This window comes from Streptomyces celluloflavus, assembly GCA_000720995.1.
Taxonomy (GTDB): domain Bacteria; phylum Actinomycetota; class Actinomycetes; order Streptomycetales; family Streptomycetaceae; genus Streptomyces; species Streptomyces celluloflavus.
This window is the reverse complement of sequence record JOEL01000012.1, coordinates 15,779-41,075: the sequence shown is the minus strand read 5'-3', so window position 1 is coordinate 41,075 and position 25,297 is coordinate 15,779. Positions and strand designations below refer to the sequence as shown.

At 71.7% G+C, this 25,297-nt stretch carries 19 protein-coding genes; 13 read left to right on the top strand and 6 right to left on the bottom strand.

Annotated features, from left to right (window positions below):
- Positions 1-14: 14 nt before the first annotated feature.
- The 3 genes from IH09_RS12780 to IH09_RS12770 all read right to left on the bottom strand — a co-directional run bounded on the left by IH09_RS12780 (position 15) and on the right by IH09_RS12770 (position 2,816).
- On the bottom strand, positions 15-209 hold the full coding sequence (locus IH09_RS12780) for a DUF6191 domain-containing protein (protein WP_052856319.1): 195 nt from the start codon (positions 207-209) through the stop codon (positions 15-17).
- Between the two features lie 64 nt (positions 210-273).
- Positions 274-1,455, bottom strand: coding sequence for a PQQ-dependent sugar dehydrogenase (locus tag IH09_RS12775; RefSeq protein WP_052856318.1), 1,182 nt, complete (start codon positions 1,453-1,455; stop codon positions 274-276).
- 317 nt (positions 1,456-1,772) lie between these two features.
- Positions 1,773-2,816, bottom strand: a complete 1,044-nt coding sequence (locus tag IH09_RS12770) for an aldo/keto reductase (protein ID WP_172450600.1) — start codon at positions 2,814-2,816, stop codon at positions 1,773-1,775.
- Positions 2,817-2,903: 87 nt separating this feature from the next.
- Here IH09_RS12770 and IH09_RS12765 point away from each other — a divergent pair, with 87 nt between their 5' ends.
- From IH09_RS12765 to IH09_RS12735, 7 genes are all read left to right on the top strand, one after another.
- Positions 2,904-3,866, top strand: a complete 963-nt coding sequence (locus tag IH09_RS12765) for a 2-hydroxyacid dehydrogenase (protein WP_052856316.1) — start codon at positions 2,904-2,906, stop codon at positions 3,864-3,866.
- 305 nt (positions 3,867-4,171) lie between these two features.
- Positions 4,172-7,099 carry a putative bifunctional diguanylate cyclase/phosphodiesterase gene (locus IH09_RS12760; protein WP_052856315.1) on the top strand — a complete coding sequence of 976 codons (2,928 nt, stop codon included), beginning with the start codon at positions 4,172-4,174 and terminating at the stop codon, positions 7,097-7,099.
- 209 nt (positions 7,100-7,308) lie between these two features.
- Entirely contained in the window at positions 7,309-9,174 is a 1,866-nt protein-coding gene (locus IH09_RS12755; RefSeq protein ID WP_052856314.1) for an acetolactate synthase large subunit, read from the top strand.
- Positions 9,175-9,218: 44 nt separating this feature from the next.
- Positions 9,219-9,743, top strand: a complete 525-nt coding sequence (gene ilvN / locus IH09_RS12750) for an acetolactate synthase small subunit (RefSeq protein ID WP_052856313.1) — start codon at positions 9,219-9,221, stop codon at positions 9,741-9,743.
- 142 nt (positions 9,744-9,885) lie between these two features.
- Positions 9,886-10,884, top strand: a complete 999-nt coding sequence (gene ilvC, locus IH09_RS12745; protein WP_052856312.1) for a ketol-acid reductoisomerase — start codon at positions 9,886-9,888, stop codon at positions 10,882-10,884.
- A 278-nt stretch (positions 10,885-11,162) separates the two neighbouring features.
- Entirely contained in the window at positions 11,163-12,755 is a 1,593-nt protein-coding gene (gene serA / locus IH09_RS12740; protein ID WP_052856311.1) for a phosphoglycerate dehydrogenase, read from the top strand.
- Positions 12,756-13,101: 346 nt separating this feature from the next.
- A complete protein-coding gene (locus IH09_RS12735) occupies positions 13,102-14,103 on the top strand; it encodes a PRC and DUF2382 domain-containing protein (protein ID WP_052856310.1) in 1,002 nt (333 codons plus the stop codon).
- An 85-nt stretch (positions 14,104-14,188) separates the two neighbouring features.
- On the opposite strand, the gene IH09_RS12730 is transcribed toward IH09_RS12735, so the two are convergent.
- Entirely contained in the window at positions 14,189-15,547 is a 1,359-nt protein-coding gene (locus IH09_RS12730) for a PucR family transcriptional regulator (protein WP_052856309.1), read from the bottom strand.
- Between the two features lie 250 nt (positions 15,548-15,797).
- Here IH09_RS12730 and IH09_RS12725 point away from each other — a divergent pair, with 250 nt between their 5' ends.
- Both IH09_RS12725 and pruA read left to right on the top strand, forming a co-directional pair.
- Positions 15,798-16,724 carry a proline dehydrogenase family protein gene (locus IH09_RS12725; RefSeq protein WP_052856308.1) on the top strand — a complete coding sequence of 309 codons (927 nt, stop codon included), beginning with the start codon at positions 15,798-15,800 and terminating at the stop codon, positions 16,722-16,724.
- Between the two features lie 166 nt (positions 16,725-16,890).
- Complete coding sequence (pruA, locus tag IH09_RS12720) at positions 16,891-18,522, top strand: L-glutamate gamma-semialdehyde dehydrogenase (protein ID WP_052856307.1); 1,632 nt, start codon at positions 16,891-16,893, stop codon at positions 18,520-18,522.
- Positions 18,523-18,707: 185 nt separating this feature from the next.
- Here pruA and IH09_RS12715 read toward each other — a convergent pair whose 3' ends face one another.
- Positions 18,708-19,355, bottom strand: coding sequence for a Uma2 family endonuclease (locus IH09_RS12715; RefSeq protein WP_052856306.1), 648 nt, complete (start codon positions 19,353-19,355; stop codon positions 18,708-18,710).
- A 447-nt stretch (positions 19,356-19,802) separates the two neighbouring features.
- On the opposite strand from IH09_RS12715, the gene IH09_RS39830 reads away from it, so the two are divergent.
- The 3 genes from IH09_RS39830 to bla all read left to right on the top strand — a co-directional run bounded on the left by IH09_RS39830 (position 19,803) and on the right by bla (position 22,331).
- On the top strand, positions 19,803-19,937 hold the full coding sequence (locus IH09_RS39830) for a hypothetical protein (protein ID WP_094793169.1): 135 nt from the start codon (positions 19,803-19,805) through the stop codon (positions 19,935-19,937).
- A gap of 202 nt (positions 19,938-20,139) precedes the next feature.
- Entirely contained in the window at positions 20,140-21,180 is a 1,041-nt protein-coding gene (locus tag IH09_RS12710) for an NAD(P)-dependent alcohol dehydrogenase (RefSeq protein ID WP_052856305.1), read from the top strand.
- 209 nt (positions 21,181-21,389) lie between these two features.
- Entirely contained in the window at positions 21,390-22,331 is a 942-nt protein-coding gene (gene bla, locus IH09_RS12705; protein WP_244933909.1) for a class A beta-lactamase, read from the top strand.
- A gap of 49 nt (positions 22,332-22,380) precedes the next feature.
- Here the strand turns inward: bla and IH09_RS12700 are convergent, their stop codons facing one another.
- The gene (locus IH09_RS12700) at positions 22,381-23,997 is read right to left on the bottom strand and encodes a purple acid phosphatase family protein (protein WP_190233274.1); all 1,617 of its coding nucleotides are present in this window, start codon (positions 23,995-23,997) and stop codon (positions 22,381-22,383) included.
- A gap of 129 nt (positions 23,998-24,126) precedes the next feature.
- Here IH09_RS12700 and IH09_RS12695 point away from each other — a divergent pair, with 129 nt between their 5' ends.
- The gene (locus IH09_RS12695) at positions 24,127-25,167 is read left to right on the top strand and encodes a 3-isopropylmalate dehydrogenase (protein ID WP_052856303.1); all 1,041 of its coding nucleotides are present in this window, start codon (positions 24,127-24,129) and stop codon (positions 25,165-25,167) included.
- Positions 25,168-25,297: the final 130 nt, after the last annotated feature.

Sequence of the window (25,297 nt, the reverse complement as noted above, 5' to 3'; positions counted from 1 at the left end):
GGCCGGGCCCGGCATCAGGGGGTGCCGCCCGGATCCCGCGGGCCCCGCCGGTCCGGGATCTTGACGACGACCTTGCCCGACGAGAGATCTATCGGCCCCTTGCCGGGATCGCCGTTGCCCACCTCGTCCAGGACGAGCGCCATCTTCTGCCGCTCCTCCTCGGTGTGCTTGCTGCCGGGTGCGAACAGCTCTTCCACGACGTTGAACACCGTGCCCCCTGTCGACGTGTCCCGCTCCGTGGCCCCGAGTGTAGGCAGCCCGCCACAAAAAGGGTCAGGTCACCTTCAGCCGCAGAATCCGGTCATCCCCCTTGCGCGGGGTACCGCGCCCGTCGGTGTTGCTGGTGACCAGCCACAACCCGCCGTCGTCGGTCGCCACGACGGTCCGCAGCCGCCCGTACTCGCCCTTGAGGAACTCCTGCGGGGCCGCCGCCGGTTTCGTACCGTTCAGCGGGATCCGCCACAGCCGCTCACCGCGCAGCGCCGCCATCCACAGCGAGCCCTTGGCGTACGCGAGACCGCTGGGGGAGGCGTCCGCGGGCTTCCACTGGACCACCGGATCGGTGAACCCGGAACGGGCCGCGCCGCCGTCGCCCTTGCCCTCCACTTCGGGCCAGCCGTAGTTCCGGCCCGACTCGATGAGGTTGAGCTCGTCCCACTTGTCCTGCCCGAACTCCGAGGCCCACAGCCGGTTGTCGCCGTCCCAGGCCAGCCCCTCCACATTGCGGTGGCCGTAGGTGTACACCACCGAATCCGCCTCGGGGTTGCCGTACGCCGGGGCGCCGTCCGGCGTCATCCGCAGGATCTTGCCGGCGAGGGACGTCTTGTCCTGGGCGAGACTCTTGTCGCCGGTCTCGCCCGTACCGGCGTAGAGCATCTTGTCCGGGCCGAACGCGATCCGCCCGCCGTTGTGGATCTGCCCCTTGGGAATGCCCCGGAGGATCGTGTGCGGCGCACCCAGCTGATTGCGGGCCGGCCGCTTCTCGTTGTAGATCATGCGCGCGATGCGGTTGTCGGACTCGGTGGTGAAGTACGCGTACACCTGGTGGTCCGTGCCGAACTTCGAGGACACCGCGAGCCCCAGCAGACCGCCCTCGCCGGCCGCCGCCACGCCCGGCACCGAGCCCAGTTCGGTCCGTTTCCCGCCGTCGGCCGCGATGCGGAAGATCTTTCCGGTGTCGCGGGAGCCGACCAGCAGATCGCCGCCCGGCAGCGGGGCGAGGCCCCACGGCGAGTTCAGTCCGGTGGCCAGGGTCCCGGTCACCTGGACGGACCCCTTGGCGGGCGGCGCGGACGCCGGGCTCGGGTGCGCGGAGGCGGCGGCGCCGGACCCCGGGCGCTGGGCCGTCGCGGCGCCGGAGCCGCCCTCCGCGGCCGGTCCGCCGCCGGGGGAACAGCCCGCGGCCAGCAGCAGCGAGACGGCGGCCAACACGGTCGGCAGGGAGCGGCGTTGCACGGCAGGGTCCTCTCGTCGGCAGGCGTGCACAAGGACACCACATCACCTGCCCGTCCGCCGGGCCCGCCGCCTCCCGGGCGAGCCGGTACGGGAACGGGGGAGCGGCCGGGCGCGCCGTACGGGGCGGCGGACCGGCCGGGGCCTCAGGGCCTGTCGTGTCGTCACCTTCCCGTCCGCCCCGCGGGCACGCACGCTCGCCGCACCGGGCGAAAGCCCCGGTACTCCAGTACAAGGACTTCCGCCCGGCACGCCGAGAAGCACGCACCGGACGCCGCGGGGCCGCCCTTCGGGCGACGACGGGAAGGTGACGACAGGCCCTAGTACCAGGACTCCCGGGCCGGCGGCAGCGCGGCGATCTCGGCCAGCTCCTCGCGGCTCAGCACCAGCTCCGCGGCGCGGGCGTTCTGCACGGCCCAGCCCTCCTTCTTGGTCCCCGGCACCGGGACGACATGGCGGCCCTGCGCCAGTACCCACGCCAGTGCCACCTGCCCCGGCGTCGCGCCGTGCCGGGCGCCGATCCGCCGCAGCCCCGCCACCACCGGCTGGTTGGCCGCCATCATCTCGGCGGTGAACCGGGGGTGGCGGGCCCGGATGTCCTCCCGTTCGAAGCCCTGCCCCGGGGTGAGGGTGCCGGTCAGGAAGCCGTTGCCCAGCGGCATCGCCGCCAGGAAGCCGACACCGCGCGATTCACACCACGGGAGCAGCGCCTCCAGCGCCTGCACCGACCACACCGACAGCTCGGCCTGCACACTGCTGACCGGGAACACCTGCTGAATACGCTCCAGTTGACGCAGCGTGCCGTCGTGCAGCCGGGACCGGGGGACGGCGTGCGCGCCACCGGCCGCCTGGCGCTCCCGGCGGGCCGCCCGGGTCGGCCGTACCGCCCGCGCGTCCACCGCGCACAGCCCCAGCGACCGCACCTTTCCGGCCGCCACCAGCTCCGCCATCGCCCCCCAGGTCTCCTCGATGGGCACCTCGGGATCGGGCCGGTGCAGCTGGTAGAGGTCGATGCAGTCGGTCTGGAGGCGTCGCAGCGAGGCGTCGCAGGCCCGCTTCACATAGCCGGGCCGCCCGTTGGCGACGATGTGCTGGTCGCCGACGAGCAGTCCGCACTTGGTCGAGACGAAGGCGTCCGCACGCCGCTCCTTCAGCGCCCGCCCCACCAGCAGCTCGTTGGTGAACGGTCCGTACATGTCGGCGGTGTCCAGCAGACTGCACCCCCGGTCGAGCGCGGCGTGCACGGTCCGCAGTGAACTCTCCCCGTTCCGCTGCGACTCGGTGTACCCCCAGTTCATCGGCATACAGCCGAGCCCGATAGCACCCACTTCGAGGGCTGCCGCACCGATTGTCCTGCGCTCCACCTGGTCGTGCCTCCGTCCCTCGCCCCCGGTCAAGGGCCAGACCAAACTAACGTCTGAACGGAATGCTGTTTCGCATAGCCTCTGGCCATGGCTTCCGCAGACCAGCACCCCGGTGCCCACGACGTATGGCTCCCGATTCCGCCCGACGAGATCGAGGGCCTGCCCGACGGTCTCGACTATGTCCACTGGGACGCCGGCCCGGACTTTCCGGCCGACCCCGCCCGGTGTGTCTTCTACGCCGTCCCCTACATGAAGGACCCGGCCACCGTCCTGCGGCCGCTGCCCCTGATGAGCCGGGTGCGGGTGGTGCAGACGCTGACCGCCGGGACCGAGCACATGCTGCCCGCGCTGCCCGGTCTGCCGGCCGGTGCCCGGCTGTGCAACGCCCGCGGACTGCACGACGCCAGCACCGCCGAGCTCGCGCTCACCCTGACGCTGGCCGCACTGCGCGGCATCCCCGGCTTCGTCCGGGGGCAGGACCAAGGGGAATGGCGGCCGAGCGTGCGTCCGGCGCTCGCCGACAAGTCGGTCCTCATCGTGGGTTACGGGTCGATCGGCAGTGCCATCGAAGACCGGCTCACGCCCTTTGAGTGCGCGCGGGTGGCGCGCATCGCGCGCACCGCGCGTGAAACAGTGCGCGGTCCTGTGCATCCACTCTCTGCCCTGTCCGCCCTCCTGCCCGACGCGGACGTGATCGTACTGGCCACTCCGCTCACCGAGGACACCCGTGGCCTGGTAGGACGCGATTTCCTGGCGCGTATGAAAGACGGCGCACTCCTCGTGAACGTCGCCCGCGGCGCGATCGTCGACACCGAGGCGCTGCTCGTCGAATTGACGTCCGGCCGGCTGCGCGCGGCGCTCGACGTCACCGATCCGGAACCCCTGCCCGCCGCTCATCCGTTGTGGCACGCTCCCGGCGTGCTCATCACTCCACATGTCGGTGGCCCCAGCTCTGCCTTCCTGCCCCGCGCGAAGCGGCTTCTGCGGGACCAGTTGACGCTTTTCGCGGCCGGCGAACCCGTGCGGCACGTGGTCGCCACCGCCGGCTGACACCGTTGTGGATCGCTCTACGGGTCCGTACGAATGCACTGGGTATCCATAATCCGGGTGTCAGTCACGCTGCGTAGAGACACTATGTCGCTGAGTGACGGAACTGGTGTATCGTCCCGAGCGGGGACGGCACCGGGGTGAATGCGGCGCGGTGCGAAGGACCGGAACCGAGGGGGGCGACGGGCGATGTACAGCCGACGGACCATCCGCGAGAGGCGCGATCCACGAGCGCCCGCGGGGAAGCTGCTGAAGTCCCGGGTGCGCGGGCCGCGGGGATGTCGCGCACGGTTCAACGGGAGAGTGCGGTGAGCGCCCCGGGGGCGGTGCTCGCCAGGCCGCCGGTGCAGTCCGGAGGCCCGCCGAGCGTGGTGCCCCAGATCCTCCTGTCCGGTGTCTGCGGCGGCTACGCCATCGGCGCCGCCCTCGACTGGGGATCACCCGAAGTGGCCGTGTTCATGGGCGACTTCGGACTCAGCCTCGCCGCCCTGGTGGCGGCCGTCTCCTGTGGTCTGTACGCCCGCAGGTCCCAGAGCCGGTTCCGGCCCGCCTGGATCCTGTTCGCGGTCTCCTCCGCGATGGCCGGCCTCGGCAACGCCATATGGGGCTGGTACGAGGTCGTTCAGGGGGCCAGGGTGCCCAGCCCCTCGCTCGCCGACTTCTGCTTCCTGCTGTTCGCACCGCCCGCCATCGTCGGCCTGCTGGTGCTCGCCAAGCGTCCGGTGACCAGGGCCGGATGGGTCTGCCTGGGCCTGGATGCCTGGCTGATCGGCGGCTCGCTGCTCACCCTCTCCTGGAGCCTCGCGCTCGCGCACACCACCCATTTCCAGGGCCGCACGGTGGCCCAGGGCGCGCTGGCGCTGGCCTATCCGCTGCTGGACATCGTGCTGGTGAGCATGGTGCTCGCGCTGCATTTCAAGCGCTCCTCGGTGCAGCGCTCCGCCGTCAACACCGCCGTCGTCGCACTGGCGCTGACGGTCCTGTGCGACGCGCTGTTCAGTTCGCCGCTGCTGCGCGAGCACTACCGCTCCGGGCAGATCCTGGACGCCGGCTGGTTCGCCGGGTCGATACTCCTCGCCTACGCACCGTGGGTCGCCCGGCGCTCGGCCGGCGAAGCCGCCGGCGGGGGCCTCCCGCGCGCCGCGCGCTGCCCCCAGCCTCCGATCAGCCGCCCCATCGCGGGCTCGCTGGCCATGCTGACGCCGTATCTCGCCGCCGCCGTCTGCACCCTGGGCATCCTCACCAACGTCCTGGACGGGCGGCGGATCGACCGCGTGGTGCTCTTCACCGGCTGCACGGTCGTCCTTGCGCTCGTCGTCCGCCAGGGCATCATGCTGCTCGACAACATCAGCCTCACCCAGGAGCTGGCCCAGAAGGAGAACCACTTCAGGTCCCTGGTCCAGGGGTCCAGCGACGTCATCATGATCGCCGCCCCGACCGGTGTGCTCCGCTATGTGAGCCCCGCCGCCTCGGGCGTCTACGGCCGTGACGCGGAGGAGCTGGTCGGCTCCGAACTGGCCTCGCTGATCCACCCGGAGGACCTCGGACGGGTGGTGCACGAGGTGCGCAGGTTCCTCGCCGCCGCGCCCGAGGCCGAACCGACCATGCGCATCGAATGCCGCTTCCGTGCCGGTAAGCAGCGGGCCGGCGGCGACGGCTGGCTGAACGTCGAGTCCACGGTCAACCGCCACCACGGCGGCCTGATCTTCAACTCCCGCGATGTCACCGAACGCGTCCGGCTCCAGGCCCAGCTCCAGCACAACGCCTCGCACGACGCGCTCACCGACCTGCCCAACCGCGCCCTGTTCACCGAACGGGTCAGCAAGGCCGTCACCGGCCGCCGCGCCAGCGACCACGACACCGCCGTGCTCTACATCGACCTGGACGGCTTCAAGCAGGTCAACGACACCATCGGGCACCAGGCGGGGGACGAGCTGCTGGTGCAGGCCGCCCGCCGGCTCGGTGACTCGGTGCGCTCCGGGGACATAGCGGCGCGGCTGGGCGGCGACGAGTTCGCCGCGCTCATCACGGGCGACGGCACCCGCGACCCCGCCGCCCGCGAGTTCCGCGTCCACGAGATCGCCGACCGGCTGCGCATCAAGCTCTCCGAGCCCTACCGCATCGACGGCCGGGACGTCCGCGTCGCGGCCAGCATCGGGGTCGCCTTCGCCGATCCGGGCATCACCCCGGCGGGACTGCTGCGCAACGCCGACCTCGCGATGTACCGCGCCAAGAAGGCCGGCAAGGGCCGCGTGGAGATGTACGCCCCGCAGATGCAGGCCGAGGTCGTACACCGCGCCGAACTCGCCACGAAACTCCGTACGGCCCTGCACGACGGCGAGTTCACGCTGCTGCACCAGCCGGTGGTGGAGCTGGCCGGCGGCCGGGTCGCCGCCGTCGCCGCACAGGCCCGCTGGCGCTCCACCCAGGGCATCCTCTTCACCCCCGCCGAGTTCCTGCGGGTCGGCGAGCGCGGCCGGCTCACCGAGGAGGGCGATCGCACCGCGGAGCTGGGCCGCTGGCAGCTGGAGGAGGCCGTCGCGCAGGCCGCGGCGCGGCACCGGGCCGGGCATCCGGTCCCGGTCGTCGTCCGGGTCTCCGCCCGTCGGCTGCTGGACCGCGGGCTGCCCGCCAAGAGCGTCGAGGCCCTGCTCGCCCGGCACGGTCTGCCCTCGGGCGGGCTCATCCTGGAGCTGACCGACGCCGATCCGCGGATGCCGCTGGAGGAGCTGGAGGGCCGGCTGGTCGCGCTGCGGCGGCTGGGCGTACGGATCGGGCTGGACGGCTTCGGGGGCGGGCACGCCGCCGTCGGCGCGCTGCGCCGGCTCCCCATCGACTTCCTGCGGCTGGACCGCGGCCTGGTCGACGGTGTCGCGGAGTCCGTCCGGCTGCACAAGATCACCGCCGGGATGCTGCGGATCGCCGCCGACCTCGGCCTGCAGTGCGTCGCGGACGGCGTCGAGCTGCCCGAGCAGGTCCACGCGCTGCGCGCCATGGGCTGTACGCACGGCCAGGGGCCGGTCTTCTCCGGGCCGCTCGACGAACCGCGGCTGCGGTGCGCGCTGACGCTCGGCGGGTATCCGCTGCCGGACCGTGCGGACCTGCCGGGTGCGGGCCGCGAGGCCGTCCTCACCGGGGGCGGTCTGCCGGTGCGGCGCGGCGGGGCGGCCGGTCCGGACGCGCTCGTCCCTCCGCCATTGCGCTCAAATAGTGAGACGCCCGTCCCACCCACTTGACACTCCCGGCGCGCCGGGGGGAGGGTCTGTTTCATGCGCACCCGAATTCTCGTACTTGGAAAGCGCGTCGGCTGAAGCTGGGCCCCTGACACACCCCAGCGAACCGCACCGACGCGCTCCCCTCGCTTGCCTCACGGCACGAGGGGTTTTTTGTTGCACAGCTACCTCACAAATCCCGTCAAAACCCTCAGCTCCGAGAAGAGACGCAGATGACCGAGCAGGCCGGGGCCCACCATCCGCAGCCGCGGGCCCGTCACTCCGGCGGTACGCAGCAGCCCGCCACCGTCGAGCACGTCACGGGCGCGCAGTCCCTCATCCGTTCGCTGGAGGAGGTCGGGGCCGACACCGTGTTCGGCATTCCCGGCGGTGCGATCCTCCCCGCGTACGACCCGATGATGGACTCGTCGAGGGTCCGGCACGTCCTGGTGCGCCATGAGCAGGGCGCCGGGCACGCCGCCACGGGATACGCGCAGGCCACCGGCAAGGTCGGCGTGTGCATGGCGACCTCGGGTCCGGGGGCCACCAACCTCGTCACGCCGATCGCCGACGCCCATATGGACTCCGTCCCGCTGGTCGCGATCACCGGTCAGGTCGCCTCCCACACCATCGGCACGGACGCCTTCCAGGAGGCGGACATCTGCGGCATCACGATGCCGATCACCAAGCACAACTTCCTGATCACCGACGCGGCCGAGATCCCGCGCACGATCGCCGAGGCGTTCCACATCGCCTCCACCGGCCGCCCGGGGCCCGTCCTGGTGGACATCGCCAAGGACGCCCTCCAGGCGAAGACCACCTTCGCCTGGCCGCCGCACACCGAACTTCCCGGCTACCGTCCGGTGACCAAGCCGCACGCCAAGCAGATCCGCGAGGCCGCCCGGCTGATCGTCGAGTCGAAGCGCCCGGTGCTCTACGTCGGCGGCGGGGTGCTGAAGGCCGGCGCCACCGCCGAGCTGAAGGTGCTGGCGGAGCTGACCGGCGCCCCGGTCACCACGACCCTGATGGCCCTGGGCGCGTTCCCCGACAGCCACCCGCAGCACGTCGGCATGCCCGGTATGCACGGCGCCGTCACGGCCGTCACCGCCCTCCAGAAGTCGGACCTGCTGATCACCCTCGGCGCCCGCTTCGACGACCGCGTCACCGGCAAGCTGGACTCCTTCGCGCCGTACGCCAAGGTCGTGCACGCGGACATCGACCCGGCGGAGATCGGCAAGAACCGGATGGCGGATGTGCCGATCGTCGGCGACGCCCGCGAGGTCATCGCGGATCTGATCGTCGCCGTCCAGGCCGAGCACGCGGCCGGGCACAAGGGCGACCACAGCGCCTGGTGGCGGGACCTCGACCGCTGGCGCGAGACCTACCCGCTGGGCTACGACCTGCCCGAAGACGGCAGCCTCTCCCCGCAGCAGGTCATCGAGCGGATCGGCCGGCTCGCCCCCGCCGACACCATCTACGCCGCGGGCGTCGGCCAGCACCAGATGTGGGCCGCCCACTTCATCCACTACGAGCAGCCCTCGACCTGGCTGAACTCCGGTGGCGCCGGCACGATGGGCTACGCCGTGCCGGCCGCGATGGGCGCCAAGGCCGGCCGGCCGGACCGCACGGTCTGGGCGATCGACGGCGACGGCTGCTTCCAGATGACCAACCAGGAGCTGGTCACCTGCGCGCTGAACAACATCCCGATCAAGGTCGCGATCATCAACAACGGCGCGCTGGGCATGGTCCGCCAGTGGCAGACCCTCTTCTACAACCAGCGCTACTCCAACACCGTGCTGCACAGCGGCCCCGAGGACGGCGTCGCGGTGGACGGCAAGGGCAGCGGCGGCACCCGCGTCCCGGACTTCGTGAAGCTGGCCGAGGCGATGGGCTGCGTCGCGATGCGCTGCGAGGACCCGGCCGACCTGGACGCCGTCATCGCGCAGGCCAACGCCATCAACGACCGCCCGGTCGTGGTCGACTTCATCGTCCACGAGGACGCGCAGGTCTGGCCGATGGTCGCCGCCGGCACCTCCAACGACGAGGTCATGGCCGCCCGGGGCGTGCGTCCCGACTTCGGCGACAACGAAGACGACTGAGCCCAGGACGTCACGGACGCACGGAAGAAGAGAGAAGACCGACCATGTCCAAGCACACCCTCTCCGTCCTGGTGGAGAACACCCCCGGCATCCTGGCCCGGATCGCCGCCCTGTTCTCCCGCCGCGGCTTCAACATCGACTCCCTCGCGGTCGGCGTCACCGAGCACGCCGACATCTCCCGCATCACCATCGTGGTGAGCGTCGAGTCGCTCCCCCTCGAACAGGTCACCAAGCAGCTCAACAAGCTCGTCAACGTCCTGAAGATCGTCGAGCTGGAGCCCGGCTCCGCGATCCAGCGCGAACTGGTCCTCGCCAAGGTCCGCGCCGACAACGAGACCCGCTCGCAGGTCGTCGAGATCGTGCAGCTCTTCCGCGCCAAGACCGTGGACGTCTCCCCGGAGGCCGTCACCATCGAAGCCACCGGATCCAGCGACAAGCTGGAGGCGATGCTCAAGATGCTGGAGCCGTTCGGCATCAAGGAGTTGGTGCAGTCCGGCACCATCGCCATCGGCCGCGGCGCCCGGTCCATCACCGACCGCTCGCTGCGCGCACTGGACCGTACGGCCTGATCCCGCGCGGTCCCCGGACCGCGCGCCGTACCCGCCCGGTACGGCACCGCCCCCGCCGCTCGCATCGCGAGACTCGCGGACCCGCCCCGCCCCGCCCGACGTACTGTGTGGGCAACCAGCTAGATCCAAGGAGATACCCGAAGTGGCCGAGCTGTTCTACGACGACGATGCCGACCTGTCCCTCATCCAGAACCGCAAGGTCGCGGTCATCGGCTACGGAAGCCAGGGCCACGCCCACGCGCTGTCCCTGCGCGACTCGGGCGTCGACGTGCGCGTCGGTCTGCACGAGGGCTCCACGTCCAAGGCCAAGGCCGAGGAGCAGGGCCTGCGCGTGGTGACCCCCGCCGAGGCGGCCGCCGAGGCCGACGTCATCATGATCCTGGTGCCGGACCCGATCCAGGCCAAGGTCTACGAGGAGTCCATCAAGGACAACCTCAAGGACGGCGACGCGCTGTTCTTCGGCCACGGCCTCAACATCCGCTACGGCTTCATCAAGGCTCCGGCCGGCGTGGACGTCTGCATGGTCGCCCCCAAGGGCCCCGGCCACCTCGTGCGCCGCCAGTACGAGGAAGGCCGCGGCGTGCCCTGCATCGCGGCCGTCGAGCAGGACGCCTCCGGTACGGCGTTCGCGCTGACCCTCTCGTACGCCAAGGCCATCGGCGGCACCCGCGCCGGCGTCATCAAGACCACCTTCACCGAGGAGACCGAGACCGACCTGTTCGGTGAGCAGGCCGTTCTGTGCGGTGGCGCCTCGGCGCTGGTCAAGGCCGGTTTCGAGACCCTGGTCGAGGCGGGCTACCAGCCCGAGATCGCCTACTTCGAGTGCCTCCACGAGCTGAAGCTGATCGTGGACCTCATGTACGAGGGCGGCCTGGAGAAGATGCGCTGGTCGGTCTCCGAGACCGCCGAGTGGGGCGACTACATCACCGGCCCGCGGATCGTGAACGAGAACACCAAGGCCGAGATGAAGAAGGTGCTCGCCGAGATCCAGGACGGCACCTTCGCCAACAACTGGATGGCGGAGTACAACGCCGGTCTGCCGAAGTACAACGAGTACAAGAAGGCCGACGAGGACCACCTCCTGGAGACCACGGGCAAGAAGCTGCGCAAGCTGATGAGCTGGGTCGACGACGAGGCGTAAGCCCGTGGGGCAAGGGGGTCGCGACGCCGGTCGCGACCCCCTCGTCCGTGCGGCGCGGCCCGGCCGCCCAGCCGGCGGGACCGCTTTGGCCACCGCGTCGAAGTGCGCATAGGTGACCTTTCCGCTTTGGCTCCCGGCGCGCCGCGAACCGCCACTACACTGCCAACCACAAGCGCGTCAGGCTCACAACGTCGTGCGTCTTCCACGCGGCTGCCCCCTTCACCGCCTTCGGCCGTCGGGACGGCCGTCCGCGAAGGACTAGTGAGGATGAAGACCACGTGAGCCCGAAACCTGTCGTACTGATCGCCGAAGAACTGTCGCCCGCCACCGTCGACGCGCTGGGGCCGGACTTCGAGATCCGGCACTGCAACGGCGCGGACCGCGCCGAACTGCTCCCCGCCATCGCCGATGTCGACGCCGTCCTCGTGCGCAGCGCGACGAAGGTCGACGCCGAGGCCATCGCCGCCGCGAAGAAGCTGCGGGTCGTCGCCCGCGCCGGGGTGGGCCTGGACAATGTCGACGTCTCCGCCGCCACCAAGGCCGGTGTGATGGTCGTCAACGCGCCGACCTCCAACATCGTCACCGCCGCCGAGCTCGCCTGCGGTCTGCTGGTCGCCACCGCCCGCAACATCCCGCAGGCCAACACCGCGCTCAAGAACGGCGAGTGGAAGCGGAGCAAGTACACCGGCGTCGAGCTCAGCGAGAAGACCCTCGGCGTGGTCGGCCTCGGCCGGATCGGCGTGCTGGTCGCCCAGCGCATGTCGGCCTTCGGCATGAAGATCGTCGCCTACGACCCCTATGTGCAGCCGGCCCGCGCCGCGCAGATGGGCGTCAAGCTCCTCACCCTGGACGAACTGCTGGAGGTCGCGGACTTCATCACCGTCCACCTCCCCAAGACGCCCGAGACGGTCGGCCTGATCGGCGACGACGCGCTGCACAAGGTCAAGCCGACGGTCCGGATCGTGAACGCCGCGCGCGGCGGGATCGTGGACGAGGCGGCGCTGGCCACCGCGCTCCAGGAGGGCCGGGTGGCCGGCGCGGGCCTGGACGTCTACTCCTCCGAGCCCTGCACCGACTCCCCGCTCTTCGCGTTCGACCAGGTCGTCGCCACTCCGCACCTCGGTGCCTCGACGGGCGAGGCGCAGGAGAAGGCCGGTATCTCGGTCGCCCGGTCGGTGCGGCTCGCGCTCGCCGGTGAGCTGGTGCCGGACGCGGTCAACGTCCAGGGCGGAGTGATCGCCGAGGACGTCAAGCCGGGGCTGCCGCTGGCCGAGCGGCTGGGCCGGATCTTCACCGCGCTGGCCGGCGAGGTCGCGCTGCGGCTCGATGTCGAGGTGTACGGCGAGATCACCCAGTACGACGTCAAGGTGCTCGAACTCTCCGCGCTCAAGGGCGTGTTCGAGGATGTCGTGGCCGAGACGGTGTCGTACGTCAACGCCCCGCTCTTCGCACAGGAGCGCGGTGTCGAGGTGCGGCTGACGACCAGCAGCGAGTCGCCCGAGCACCGCAATGTGGTGACCGTGCGTGGCACCCTCGCGGGCGGCGCCGAGATCTCGATCTCCGGCACCCTGGCCGGCAACAAGAACATCCAGAAGATCGTCGCGGTCGGTGAGCACTCCATCGACCTCGCGCTCGCCGACCACATGGTCTTCCTGCGCTACGGCGACCGCCCCGGTGTCGTCGGCACCGTCGGCCGGATCCTGGGCGAGGCGGGCATCAACATCGGCAACATGCAGGTCTCGCGGGCCGACGTCGGTGGCGAGGCGCTGGTCGCCCTCACCGTCGACGACACGATCCCGCCGGGCGTGCTGGCCGAGATCGGCGAGGAGATCGGCGCGACCTCCGTGCGCGCGGTCGACCTCAGCGGCTGACCGGCGGACGGCCGGACCGTAGGGCGCACCGGGCCCGGACTCCCGCTTCGGCGGGGTCCGGGCCCGGTCGCGTTCGCGGGGTGTGCGTGCTGTGCGGGCACCGCAGGGGTGCGTACGGTCCGCCGTGCCGTACGGCGGTGCCCCGGGTGCGCCGGCTATGCCTGATGTGTCAACTATTCACCCGAATGGAGTATCGGGTGCCGAAGGCGCGGGGCCGCTCACCACGGTCCCGGTGCCGCCGCGGCCCGGTACGCCTGGTCTCCCCGACTCGCAGCGCGGGTGTTCGCGACGCGCAATGGGAAGTGCGCGTGCCCCTGCCGGCGCGTGCGGAAGGAGACGAGACGCCATGAATGCACCCCTGGGTGACAACCCTCAGGCTCTGACCGGGTTGACCGTGGTCGACGCGGCGGGCGCCAAGGTGGGCGTGGTCCAGCAGGTCTACCGGGACGATGCCACCAACGCCCCCGAGTGGATCACCGTACGTACCGGGCTGTTCGGAATGAAGGAGACGTTCGTGCCGCTCGCCGGGGCCCGGCAGCAGGGCGGCGAACTGCATGTGCCGCACACCAAGGAAACGATCAAGGATGCTCCGCGGATCGACGCCGACGGCCATCTCGAACCGCTGGAGGAGGACGAGCTCTACCGTCACTACGGGCTGACCCGTCCGGGTGCCGCGACCCGGATGACGACCGGTACGGCGGGCTCCGGCAGGGCCGCGGGCACCGCTGCGGCCGGTACCGCCGCGGCCGCTGCGGCGGGCCGCCCGACGGGCGACACCGCGCGGCAGACCCGGATGCCGGACGCCGGCCGGCAGCAGGCGACGGGCGGCCGCCCGGAGCCCAGGACCCGCGCGGAGCGGCAGCCGGCGGGCGCCGGAGCCGGTGCGATGGCCATGTCCCGCGGCCGGGACGAGGAGGACACCGCGCGTACCAAGGAGCAGATCCCCGAGATCCTCCTCTCCGAGGAGCAGTTGCAGATCGCCACCGAGGAGCGCGTCAGCGGCCGGGCCCATCTGCGCAAGCACGTGGTCACCGAGGACGTGCACCGGACGGTCCCGGTGAGCCACGAGGAGGTGCGCCTGGTCCGGGAGAAGATCACCGACGACGAGCGCGCACTGGGCCGGACCGCCCCGCGGATCGGCGACGGCCAGGTCGAGGTCGTCCTGCACGAGGAGCGGGCGGTGGTCAGCAAGCGGACCGTGCCCGTCGAGCGGGTGCGGCTGGAGACCGAGCGGGTCACCGAGCAGCGGCAGGTCGACGCCGAAGTCCGCAAGGAGGAGCTGGAGTTCGACGACGGCCGGGGATTCAAGGGCGACCGGAAGGGACCGGGGCCGGAGCGGCGCCGGTGACGGTGCGGTAAGAGTGCGGGTAAGCCCGGGTAAGCGCAGATGAGGCCGCCGAGGGGCGTGCGGCGTCCCGGCCGGCTGCCCCCTCTCACAGCCGCGCCGCCTTCAGCGCCATGTGCAGGAGCAGCCGGTCCTCGCCCTCGTCGAGGTCGAGGCCGGTCAGTTTCTCCACCCGGCCGAGCCGGTAGTAGAGCGTCTGGCGGTGGATGCCCAGGACCTGGGCGGTACGGCTCGCCTGGCCGGCGCAGTCGAGGAACGCCTCGGCGGTACGGACCAGTTCGGCGTGGGCGGGGGCCAGCAGGGGGCGGACGGCCGGGTCGGTGCCGGTGTCCGGCAGGGTGGTGAGCAGGCGGTAGGCGCCGATGGTGTCCCACTGGGCGATCCGGCCGAGGCGGGGTTCGGCGCGGGCCGCGCGGGCTGCGTCCAGCGCCTCGTGCCAGGCGGCCGGCAGCTCCGTCAACTCTCTTGTCCCGGTGCCTATTCCGGCGGTGGCGACCGGTCCGGCGGCGTGGGCCGGGCCGTGCGGCGCCCGCGGCGGCCGCCCCGCGCCGCCGCCCGTGACGGACGGACCGGCACCCGCCCGGGGGGAGCGCAGCAGGTGCTCGGCCGCCGTGTGCGCGGGGCCGAGCGAACCGGCCGAGCGGAGCCGGACGAGGGCGGCCAGGGACGGGGGCGCGGGCGGTGCGGGATGCGGGCGGACGGGCGGCAGGGGCGCGCCGCCGTCCCGGGCGGCGGTGGCAGGGCCGGGTGCCGCAGCGCCGTCGGGCGGGCCGCCGCCACCGGGCAGCGCACAGGCCGCGAGGAGTCCGGGCAGGCTCGGCAGCGGCACCGCGTCGGCGTCCGTGGTGTCCCAGGGCAGCACCGCGACGAGGGTGAGCGGGCCGCCCGGTGTGAAGCGCAGGGTCTCCCGCAGCGCGACCCGCAGCGCGGCCGCCGCGGCCGGCCGGTCCGCGGGCCCGCAGAGCAGCAACTCCCGCAGCAGATCGCCCAGTTCGGATCCGGCGCGGGCCTCGTCCGCCAGCAGTGCGCCGATCCGGTCGGCGGTCTCCATCGCCTGCGCTATCCGGGGGTCGGGCGGTTCGCCGTGGCCGCCCAGCGCGAGGTCGGTCAGATGCCCGTCGTCCAGCAGCCAGACATAGCCGTGCGCGATCCCGCGGTGGCGTACGGGCAGGCAGATCCGGCCTCGGAAGACGCCTGCCGCCGGGTCCGGGGGGATGCGCAGCGCCGCCTTGGCGCGGGCGATGCCGAACGCCTCGAACCAGGCCCGTACCGCCGCCGAGGACCGGCGCTGGAGGATCGACCGGGTGCGGACCGGGTCCATGACCTCGTCGTCGTCGCCCTCGTGCGCGCCGAACGCGATCAGCCCGAAGTCGCGGTCCTCCAGGGTCGCCGGTGCCCCGAGCGCCGCCGAGATCTCGTCCACGAGCTGCTGGTAGTCGCCCCGCATCCGTCGCCCGGCCCCTCTTCCGTCGCCACTGCCACCACGGCCGTGGACCGTGGTCGCTCGCGTTACTTCCGTAACGCCTTCCTTCACCATTCTCATACAAGTGTCTGAGATCCCGGCCACGAAGGTGTGGCAGCTGTCGATGGCCGGAAGATGGCGCGATCCTTAAGTTTCAGGTGGCTCATCTTGCCGCCGCGCCCGCCCATCCGGCGCCCGCCCGGCATTTGTCATCCTGAATCGTGGAGGTGCCCCCATGCTGGGTCCCGTGCTCCTCGCCGCAGCGCGCAGCGACAGCATCCGCCGTGTCGTCGCGTCCGCTCCGGTCACCCGTCCCGTGGTGGACCGTTTCATCGCCGGTGAGCGGCTGGACGAGTCCATGGCGGCGGTGCGGTCGCTGGCCGCGCGCGGTATGGAGGTCACCCTCGACCACCTCGGCGAGGACATCACCGATCCGGCCGAGGCGCTGCGCAACCGCGACGCCTACCTCCAGCTGGCCGAGGCCCTCAAGGAGCAGCGGCTCGGCGCCAGGGCCGAGATGTCGGTCAAGCTCTCCGCCTTCGGGCAGGCGCTGTCCGGCGGCCACGAGCTGGCGCTGAAGAACGTCACGCCGGTGGTCGAGGCCGCCGCCGAGGCCGGTACGACGGTGACCCTCGACATGGAGGACCACACCACGGCCGACTCCACCCTCGCCATCCTCGCCGAGCTGCGCACGCGCTTTCCCCAGACGGGCGCCGTGGTGCAGTCCTATCTCTTCCGCACCGAGGACGACTGCCACACGCTCGCCGGTGAGGGCTCCCGGGTCCGGCTGGTCAAGGGCGCGTACAAGGAGCCCGCGACCGTCGCCTTCCAGGACAAGCGGGAGGTCGACAAGGCGTATGTCCGCTGCCTGAAGATCCTGATGGCCGGGAAGGGCTACCCCATGATCGGGTCGCACGACCCGCGGATGGTCGCCATCGGCCAGGAGCTCGCGCACCGCTACGGCCGTAAACCGGCCGAGTTCGAATTCCAGATGCTGTACGGCATCCGCGAGGCCGAGCAGGAGCGGCTGGTCACCGAGGGCCACCGGATGCGCGTGTACATCCCGTACGGCACCGACTGGTACGGATACTTCATGCGGCGCCTCGCCGAGCGCCCCGCCAACCTGGGGTTCTTCCTGCGGTCGCTGGCCGGCCGGGGCTGACGGCCCGGGGCGCACGGGCCGCCGGCCCCACGGCGGCCGGCGCGGGTGGATGCTGGAAGCCCGGGATGATGCCCGGACGGCACCCTCCGCGCCCGCCCACCACCCGCGGCCGCGGCCGCCGCTTCACCACGTACGACAACCGACGATTGAAGGAGACACGGCCACCATGGACGCTGTGACCCAGGTCCCCGTGCCGGTTAACGAGCCGGTCCACACCTACGCACCGGGCTCGCCGGAGCGCACCCGCCTGGAGGCCAAGCTCAAGGAGCTGGCCGACAACCCGATCGACCTGCCGATGACCATCGGCGGCGAGCGGCGGCTGGGCGGCGGCGAGCGCTTCGACGTCGTGCAGCCCCACCGCCACGCCGCCAAGCTCGGCACCTACGGCAACGCCACGGTCCAGGACGCCCAGGACGCGGTGGACGCCGCGCTGGCCGCCGCCCCGGCCTGGCGCGCGATGTCCTTCGACGACCGTGCCGCGATCATCCTCAAGGCCGCCGACCTGCTCTCCGGCCCCTGGCGCGAGACCCTGGCCGCCGCCACCATGCTCGGCCAGTCCAAGACCGTGCAGCAGGCCGAGATCGACACCCCCTGCGAACTCGTCGACTTCTGGCGCTTCAATGTGCACTTCGCGCGCCAGATCCTGGCCGAGCAGCCCCCGGTGAACTCGCCCGGTGTGTGGAACCGCTCGGACCACCGGCCCCTCGAAGGCTTCGTCTACGCGATCACGCCCTTCAACTTCACCGCCATCGCCGGCAACCTGCCGACCGCGCCCGCGCTGATGGGCAATGTCGTCGTCTGGAAGCCGTCCCCGACCCAGACGCTGGCCGCCGTGCTGCTGATGCAGCTGCTGGAGGAGGCCGGGCTGCCCAAGGGCGTCATCAACCTCGTCACCGGCGACGGCAAGGACGTCTCCGAGGTGGCCCTGAACCACCCCGAGCTGGCGGGCATCCACTTCACCGGTTCGACCAAGACCTTCCAGTACCTGTGGAAGACGGTCGGCACCAACATCGAGAAGTACAAGACCTACCCGCGGCTGGTCGGCGAGACCGGCGGCAAGGACTTCATCGTCGCCCACCCCACGGCCGACCGCGCCGTGCTGAAGACCGCCATGACCCGTGGCGCCTTCGAGTTCCAGGGCCAGAAGTGCTCCGCCGCCTCGCGCGCCTACGTCCCGGCGTCGCTGTGGAACTCCGGGTTCAAGGAGGAGTTCGCGGCCGAGGTCGACGGGCTGACCATGGGCGACCCGGCCGACCTGACGAACTTCATGTCCGCCGTCATCGACGACCGCTCCTTCGCCAAGAACAAGGCGGCCATCGAGCGCGCCAAGGCCGACCCGACCGTCGAGGTGGTGGCCGGCGGCACGTACGACGACAGCGAGGGCTTCTTCGTCCGCCCGACGGTCCTGGTCTCCACCGACCCGGAGAACGAGATCTTCAAGGACGAGTACTTCGGCCCGATCCTGGGTGTGTACGTCTACGAGGATGCCGAGTACGACGCGATGCTGGAGCAGATGGAGTCGGCGTCGGCCTACGGCCTGACCGGCTGCGTCATCGCCCAGGACCGCGCCGCGGCCGCCGCGACGGCCGAGAAGCTGCGCTTCGCGGCGGGCAACTTCTACATCAACGACAAGCCCACCGGCGCCGTCGTCGGCCAGCAGCCCTTCGGCGGCGGCCGCGCCTCCGGCACCAACGACAAGGCCGGTGCCAAGCAGAACCTGATGCGCTGGACCTCCACCCGCTCCATCAAGGAGACGCTGGTCCCGCCGACGGACTACCGCTACCCGCACATGGGCTGACCGCCCCCCCGCGGACGGGCCGCCGCCCGCCGCCCGCACCACACGGACCGCCCCTGGCTCACCGACTGGGGGCGGTTTGTCGTGCGTGTGGGCGAAGCCGGGCAGCGCAGGAACCCGCGCCGTGACGGCCTCCGGGCCCGCCTCGGCGGGCAGCCAAACACAGGCGGTGGTGCGGAGGGGCGGGGTCAGCGGCGGGGTGCGGCGGGGCGGGGCGGGCCGGTGAGGGACTTGGTGATCGTGAAGCCCTTCGCGGGGCCCTCGGGGAGGGTGATCTCCGTGCCGTACGGCACCCGGATCTCGGCGGCGTAGGCCGCTTCGCCGGGGTCCGGGGAGGTGAGCACGGTCACGGTGCCGTGGCCGTCGTGGTCGTCGATGAGGACGTAGACGGGGATACCGGCGCGGGCGTAGGCACGGCGTTTGCGGATGCGGTCGCGCTGGGTGTTGTCGTGACCGGGGGAGACGACTTCCGCGATCAGTGCCACGGCGGACGCCTTGATGCCGATGCCGTCCTCGGTGACCTGGTCCTCTCCCTCCTCAGCCGCGAGGAAGACGTCGGGAATCCAGACCTGGCGGCCGTCCACGATGTTGATGTCCTGATAGGCGGCGTATTCACCGTCGTGCAGGAAGGCGTCCAGGGCGCGGCGGAGCCGGTTGGCGACCTGACCGTGCGCGTAGCGACCAGTGGGTGACACCTCGATGAACCCCTCGACGATCTCGGCGTGGAAGCCCTCGGGGAGTTCCATTGCTTTCCACGCCTGCCACAGGACCTCGTCCAGATGTGGTTCGGGCGAGGTCTCGGGCATCTCGGGCGCCTCATGGGCGAGAGCGGTCATGGCGCAGCACCTCCTCCTCAAGTTTGGGCGGACTCGGCCTGGTGGCACAAGCGATGCCGTCAAGCTACGGCGGCGTCACCCATATGGCCCGCGGAACCGCCCGGGTTCACAAGGTCGTACGACCACGGGCGCCGGCTGTTGACGGGCGGGGCCGGCCGGTCGGGAAGCTGCTGGTCGGTGGGGAGGGTGGGCCGGGGGAGGGGTGGGGCGTGGTGTCCGTCTCAGATAGTAGGAAGCCCAAGTAATTGTGCAGACATCACGGCGGGGCTGGCCTAGCGTTGTAGGAGCCGAACGTATCGCTCCATCGAGCGACGGCGGATGCGGCCCGGTGCGTGAGCGCAGGTGATCCCTGTCGCGCCAAGGCCCCCGCCCCTTCCGGCCGTTCCTGGATGCGCCGCGGAACGACGCATCCCTCATCTCGGGGCTTTGGCATTGGAGACGTGCATCATGGCTGAGACCGCCACCGTCCGCAGGACCCGTCACTCCGCCCGGCAGACCGGCGAAGCCGACCGCAGGAACGCCGCGGCCGCCCTCCAGCGGGCGCTCGACCGCCGCGACAACGGCGGCTCCACCGGGCACTGACCGGGGCGGCCGGGCGCGGCCGCCGCACACCCGGGGCGCAGGGAGACACCCCCGCGCCCGCGAGTACGACTCTCCACACCGTGTCCCATAGAGGCGGCCGTCTCGACGGGACGCGATGGCTGTGCCGTGCATGTATATACGGGGGTGAGCCGGACGGGCCCCTGCGGTGAGCGCGGGGCACGAGTGAGGGAAGTGCAGCGAGATGAAGGCAGTCCAGTACCGCGAGATCGGCGGAGCACCGCAGGTCGTCACCGTCCCCGACCCCGAAGCGGGCCCCGGGCAGGTGCTGTTGAAGGTGACCGCGGCCGGGGTGTGCCACTCCGATATCGCGGTGATGGACATGCCCGCCGAGGCGCTCCGCTTCCCGCTGCCGCTCACCCTCGGTCACGAGGGCGTCGGCACGGTCGCCGCGCTCGGCGCCGGGGTGACCGGTCTCGCGGTCGGCGACGCGGTCGCGGTCTACGGTCCGTGGGGCTGCGGCGCCTGCCCCAAGTGCGCCGACGGCAAGGAGAACTACTGTCTGCGCGCCGCCGAGCTGGGCATCTTCCCGCCCGGCCTCGGCGCCCCCGGGGCGATGGCCGAGTATCTGGTCGTCGACGACCCCCGGCATCTGGTGCCGCTCGGCGGGCTCGACCCGGTCGCGGCGGTGCCGCTGACCGATGCCGGGCTGACGCCGTATCACGCCATCAAGCGCTCGCTGCCCAAGCTGGTGCCCGGTGCGGCCGTGGTCGTCATCGGGACCGGCGGTCTCGGGCATGTGGCGATCCAGTTGCTGCGCGCCATGACCGCGGTCCGCGTCATCGCCCTGGACGTGACGGAGGAGAAGCTGGCGCTGGCCCGCGAGGTCGGCGCCCATGAAGTGGTGCTCTCGGACGAGCGGGCGGCCGCCGCGGTCCGGGAGCTGACCGGCGGCACCGGCGCACAGCTGGTCCTGGACTTCGTGGGCGCCCCGCCGACCGTCGCCACGGCCGGTGCGGTGGCCGCCGTCGAGGCGGATGTCACCATCGTCGGCCTCGGTGGCGGCCGGCTGCCCGTCGGCTTCGGCTCGCCGGCGTACGAGGTCTCGGTCTCCGCGCCGTACTGGGGCAGCCGGTCCGAGCTCGCCGAGGTGCTGGCGCTGGCCCGGACCGGGGCGCTGGAGGTGCATGTCGAGACGTACACCATCGATGACGCGCCGCTGGCGTACGAGCGGCTGCACGCCGGGAAGATCAACGGCCGGGCCGTGATCCTTCCGAACGGCTGACGCCGCGTCGGGCGGCGCGATCGAGGCCGGTGGCAGGGCCGGCAGGCGCCGGGGGAGCCGGGGCCGGGCCGTGGGAGCCGGCCTGTGGCGAGTGGTGGTGTCCGATGCCGGGGTGCCGAGTGGGGTGTGAGGGCCCGGAGGTGCAACCGGTGGACTGCCGGAGATCGTCGTGTGGAGGAAGTGTGTCCGACACGAGGAGGCAGAAGACCGTGACATCGATCAGGGAGGCGCGCCCGTCGCGCCGTGGAGTGCTCGCCGGCGGTCTCGGGGTGGCGCTGGCCGCCGTGCCCATGATGGCGTCCACCGCGTGCGCTTCCGAGCCGCGGGAGGCGGCGGCGCGGCAGCCGCGGGACGACGCGGCGCGGCAGTTGCGGGACCTGGAGCGGGAGCACGGCGCCCGGCTGGGCGTGTTCGGCTGGAACACGGTGACGGGCGCGAGCGTCAGCCACCGGGGGGACGAGCGCTTCCCGATGTGCTCGACGTCCAAGACGCCCGCCGTCGGGGCCGTCCTGCGGGACCTCGACCACGACGGGACGTTCCTGTCGAAGATCATTCACTACACGGAGCGGGACATCGAGCGGTCCGGCGGCGCCCCCGTCACCGGGCGGCCCGAGAACCTCGCCCAGGGGATGAGCGTCGCGGACCTGTGCGGCGCGGCCATCTCGTACAGCGACAACACCGCGGTCAATCTGCTGCTGGCCGAACTCGGCGGACCGACGGCCGTCACCCGTTTCTGCCGGTCCATCAAGGACCCCGTGACCCGGCTCGACCGGTGGGAGCCGGAGCTGAACTCGGCGGAACCGGGGCGGGTGACCGACACCACCAGCCCCCGCGCCATCGGCAAGACCTATGCGCGCCTCGCCCTGGGGAACGCGCTGGCGGCGGCGGACCGGAAGCTGCTGACCGGGTGGCTGCTGGCCAACACGACCGGTGACAAACGGCTGCGCGCCGGCCTGCCCGGCAACTGGCGCGTCGCCGACAAGACCGGCACCGGCAGCTACGGCACCGCCAACGACGTGGGCATCGCCTGGCCGCCCGGCCAGGGGCCGATCGTGCTGTCCGTCCTGACCACCCGGCCCGACGCCGACGCCGAGGCGGACGATCTGCTGATCGCCCGCGCCGCCACCGTTCTGGCCACCGCCCTCGCCTGACATCCGGCGGGCCGGAGGGTGCGGTGACACCCTCCGGCCGTGCGCGCGGCTAGTGACCGCGCCCGCGGGTGACCTCGAAGTGGTCGATGCGCTCGCCGGATTCGGCGAGCGCGGTGACCTTCATCCGCGGACGGTGCCCCGGCTCGACCTCGACGGCGAGGAACGAGTAGCCGGTGTAACGCACCCGGGACCACTCCACCGTCTCCTTCTCCTTCACCTTGCCCTTGGCCCAGTGGTAGGTGTCGACGTGGTCGAGGTCCTTGACATGGCCCTCGTAGCTGTCCGGCACCGGGAAGCTGTACAGCGACTTGCCCGCGCCGCCCGCGGTGACGTACACGATGCCCTCGCGCGAGGAGTCGACGCTCTCGCCGACCGGCATCCGCTTGCTCACCCGGCCGCCCTTGAGGGCGTCGGTCCGCTCGTAGACGTGGTTGTGGCCGTTGACGACCAGGTCCACCTGGTGCTTCTCGAACAGCGGCAGCCATGCGTCGCGCACCCCGCCCTCCGAGGCGTGCGAACTCGTGGTGGAGAACGCGCAGTGGTGGAAGAAGACCACGATGAAGTCGATACCGCGGGCGGCCCGCAGCTCGGCCAGCCTGCGGTCCAGCCAGCGGGTCTGCCTGCCGCCGGTGTAGCCCTGGTTGGCGGGGATCTCGTACGAGACGTCGTTGGCGTCCAGGGCGACGACCGCGACATTGCCGTAGGTGAAGGAGTAGACGCCGGGGGCGTTGCGGGCGTCCGGGCCGTTGCCCGGCAGCGTCCAGCGGGCCGACTGGCCGCCGTAGCCGTGGGGGGAGTACCAGGCTTCCATGTCGTGGTTGCCGGTCGTCACCATCCACGGCACGGACTTGGCCACCGACTCGGTCTGGGCCAGGAACTGGTCCCACACCCGCGCGTCATAGGTGTCGTGCTCGGAGCCCTGGCCGTCCGGGTCCGCGTAGCAGATGTCGCCCGCGTGCAGGTGGAAGGAGGGGTTCTGGCCCAGGATCAGCTGGTCGTTGGCGAGCGCGTGGTAGCTGACGCCCTGGTCGCCGAAGGCGGTGAAGACGAACTTCTCGGCGCGCGCCGGAGCGGTACGGAAGGTGCCGACGGTCGAGAAGTGCCGGGGGTCGGCCGGGTCGAAACCGTCGTGCCCGACGCCGTAGTAGTAGGTGGTGCCCGGCCGCAGCCCGTCCAGCGCGGCGTGCAGGTAGTACTGCTGCACGGCCGGCAGCTTCGCGGAGAGCGAGGGGGTGTGCAGATCGCGCACCTCCGCCTGGATCTTGCGCCCCAGGTCCCACGGCTTGAGGCCCACCCGCAGATACGGCCGCCGGACCGCGAGCGGCACCTGCCAGGCGACGCGCATCTGGGTCCTGGGGTCGGCGCCGAAGGCCAGGTGCCGGCCGAAGGGGGCGACCAGCGCGCCGTCCACGGCGGTCGCGGCGTGCGAGGTCAGCAGCGTGGGGGCGGCGGGGGCGGCGGCCTGTGCCGTACCGGCCAGCAGACCGGTGCCCGCGACGACTCCCGCGGTGGCGGCCGAGCTGCGCAGCAGACCGCGGCGGGTGAGCTTGGTGCGGAGGTACTCGTGCTGCTCGGGCATGGTCATCCGGGCGGCGAGCCGCTCCGGGATACCGACACGGGGGGTGTGCGAAGGCAGGGGGCCGTCCCCCCGGGGGTTTTCAGTCATGTTGCCGAATCTCGCAGGGTGAGGGGGCCACGGTGGGGCGTGCGGGTGAACGGTAGTTGACCGGAGGGTCATCTGTCCGTATGCCGGACGCGGCGTGTCAAAAAATGGGACGAAGCGTAGGGTCCCACCATGTCTCGCAGCATTCGCCTCGCAGTGATCCCCGGTGACGGTATCGGCCAGGAAGTCGTGGCACAGGGCCTCAAGGTCCTGACCGCGGTCCTCCCGCAGGACGTCAAGCTGGAAACCAAGGAATACGACCTCGGTGCCAAGCGCTGGCACGCGACCGGCGACACGCTGCCGGACGCGGAGCTGGCCGCGCTCAAGCAGCACGACGCCATCCTGCTCGGCGCGATCGGCGACCCCTCCGTGCCGTCCGGTGTGCTGGAGCGCAATCTGCTGCTCAAGCTCCGCTTCGCCTTCGACCACTACGTCAACCTGCGTCCGTCGAAGCTCTTCCCGAACACGGCCACCCCGCTCGCCGGCCGCCCCGAGATCGACTTCATCGTCGTCCGCGAGGGCACCGAGGGCCCGTACACCGGCAACGGCGGCAGCCTGCGCACCGGCACCCCCGCCGAGGTGGCCACCGAGGTCAGCGTCAACACCGCCTACGGTGTGGAGCGGGTGGTACGGGACGCGTACGAGCGGGCCAACGCCCGCCCCCGCAAGAAGCTGACGCTGGTCCACAAGAACAACGTCCTGGTGTACGCCGGCCACCTGTGGAAGAACATCTTCGACCGGGTCGGCCAGGAGTACCCCGAGGTCACCACCGACTATCTGCACGTCGACGCCGCGACGATCTTCTTCGTCACCCAGCCCGAGCGGTTCGACGTGATCGTCACCGACAACCTCTTCGGCGACATCCTCACTGACCTCGCCGCGGCCGTCACCGGCGGCATCGGCCTCGCCGCCTCCGGGAACATCAACCCGACCGGTGAGTTCCCCTCGATGTTCGAGCCGGTGCACGGCTCGGCGCCGGACATCGCGGGCACCGGCAAGGCCGACCCGACGGCGACGGTCCTCTCCGTCTCGCTGCTCCTGCGCCACCTCGGCTTCGAGGCGCAGGCCGTCCGCATCGAGGAGGCCGTCGCGGCCGATCTGACCGAGCGGGGCGACGCGGTCCGCAGCACGGACGAGATCGGCGACGCGCTCGCCGCCCGCGTGGCGGACTGAGCCCCGCGGCGCGACGCCGCCGGCGGCCGGCAGGCACCGCGCGCGCAGTACGTACAGCACACCCAGCACGTACAGCACACACAGCGCCGGGCCGGTCACGGTCCCGGCGCTGTGGCCGTCTTCCCGGCTG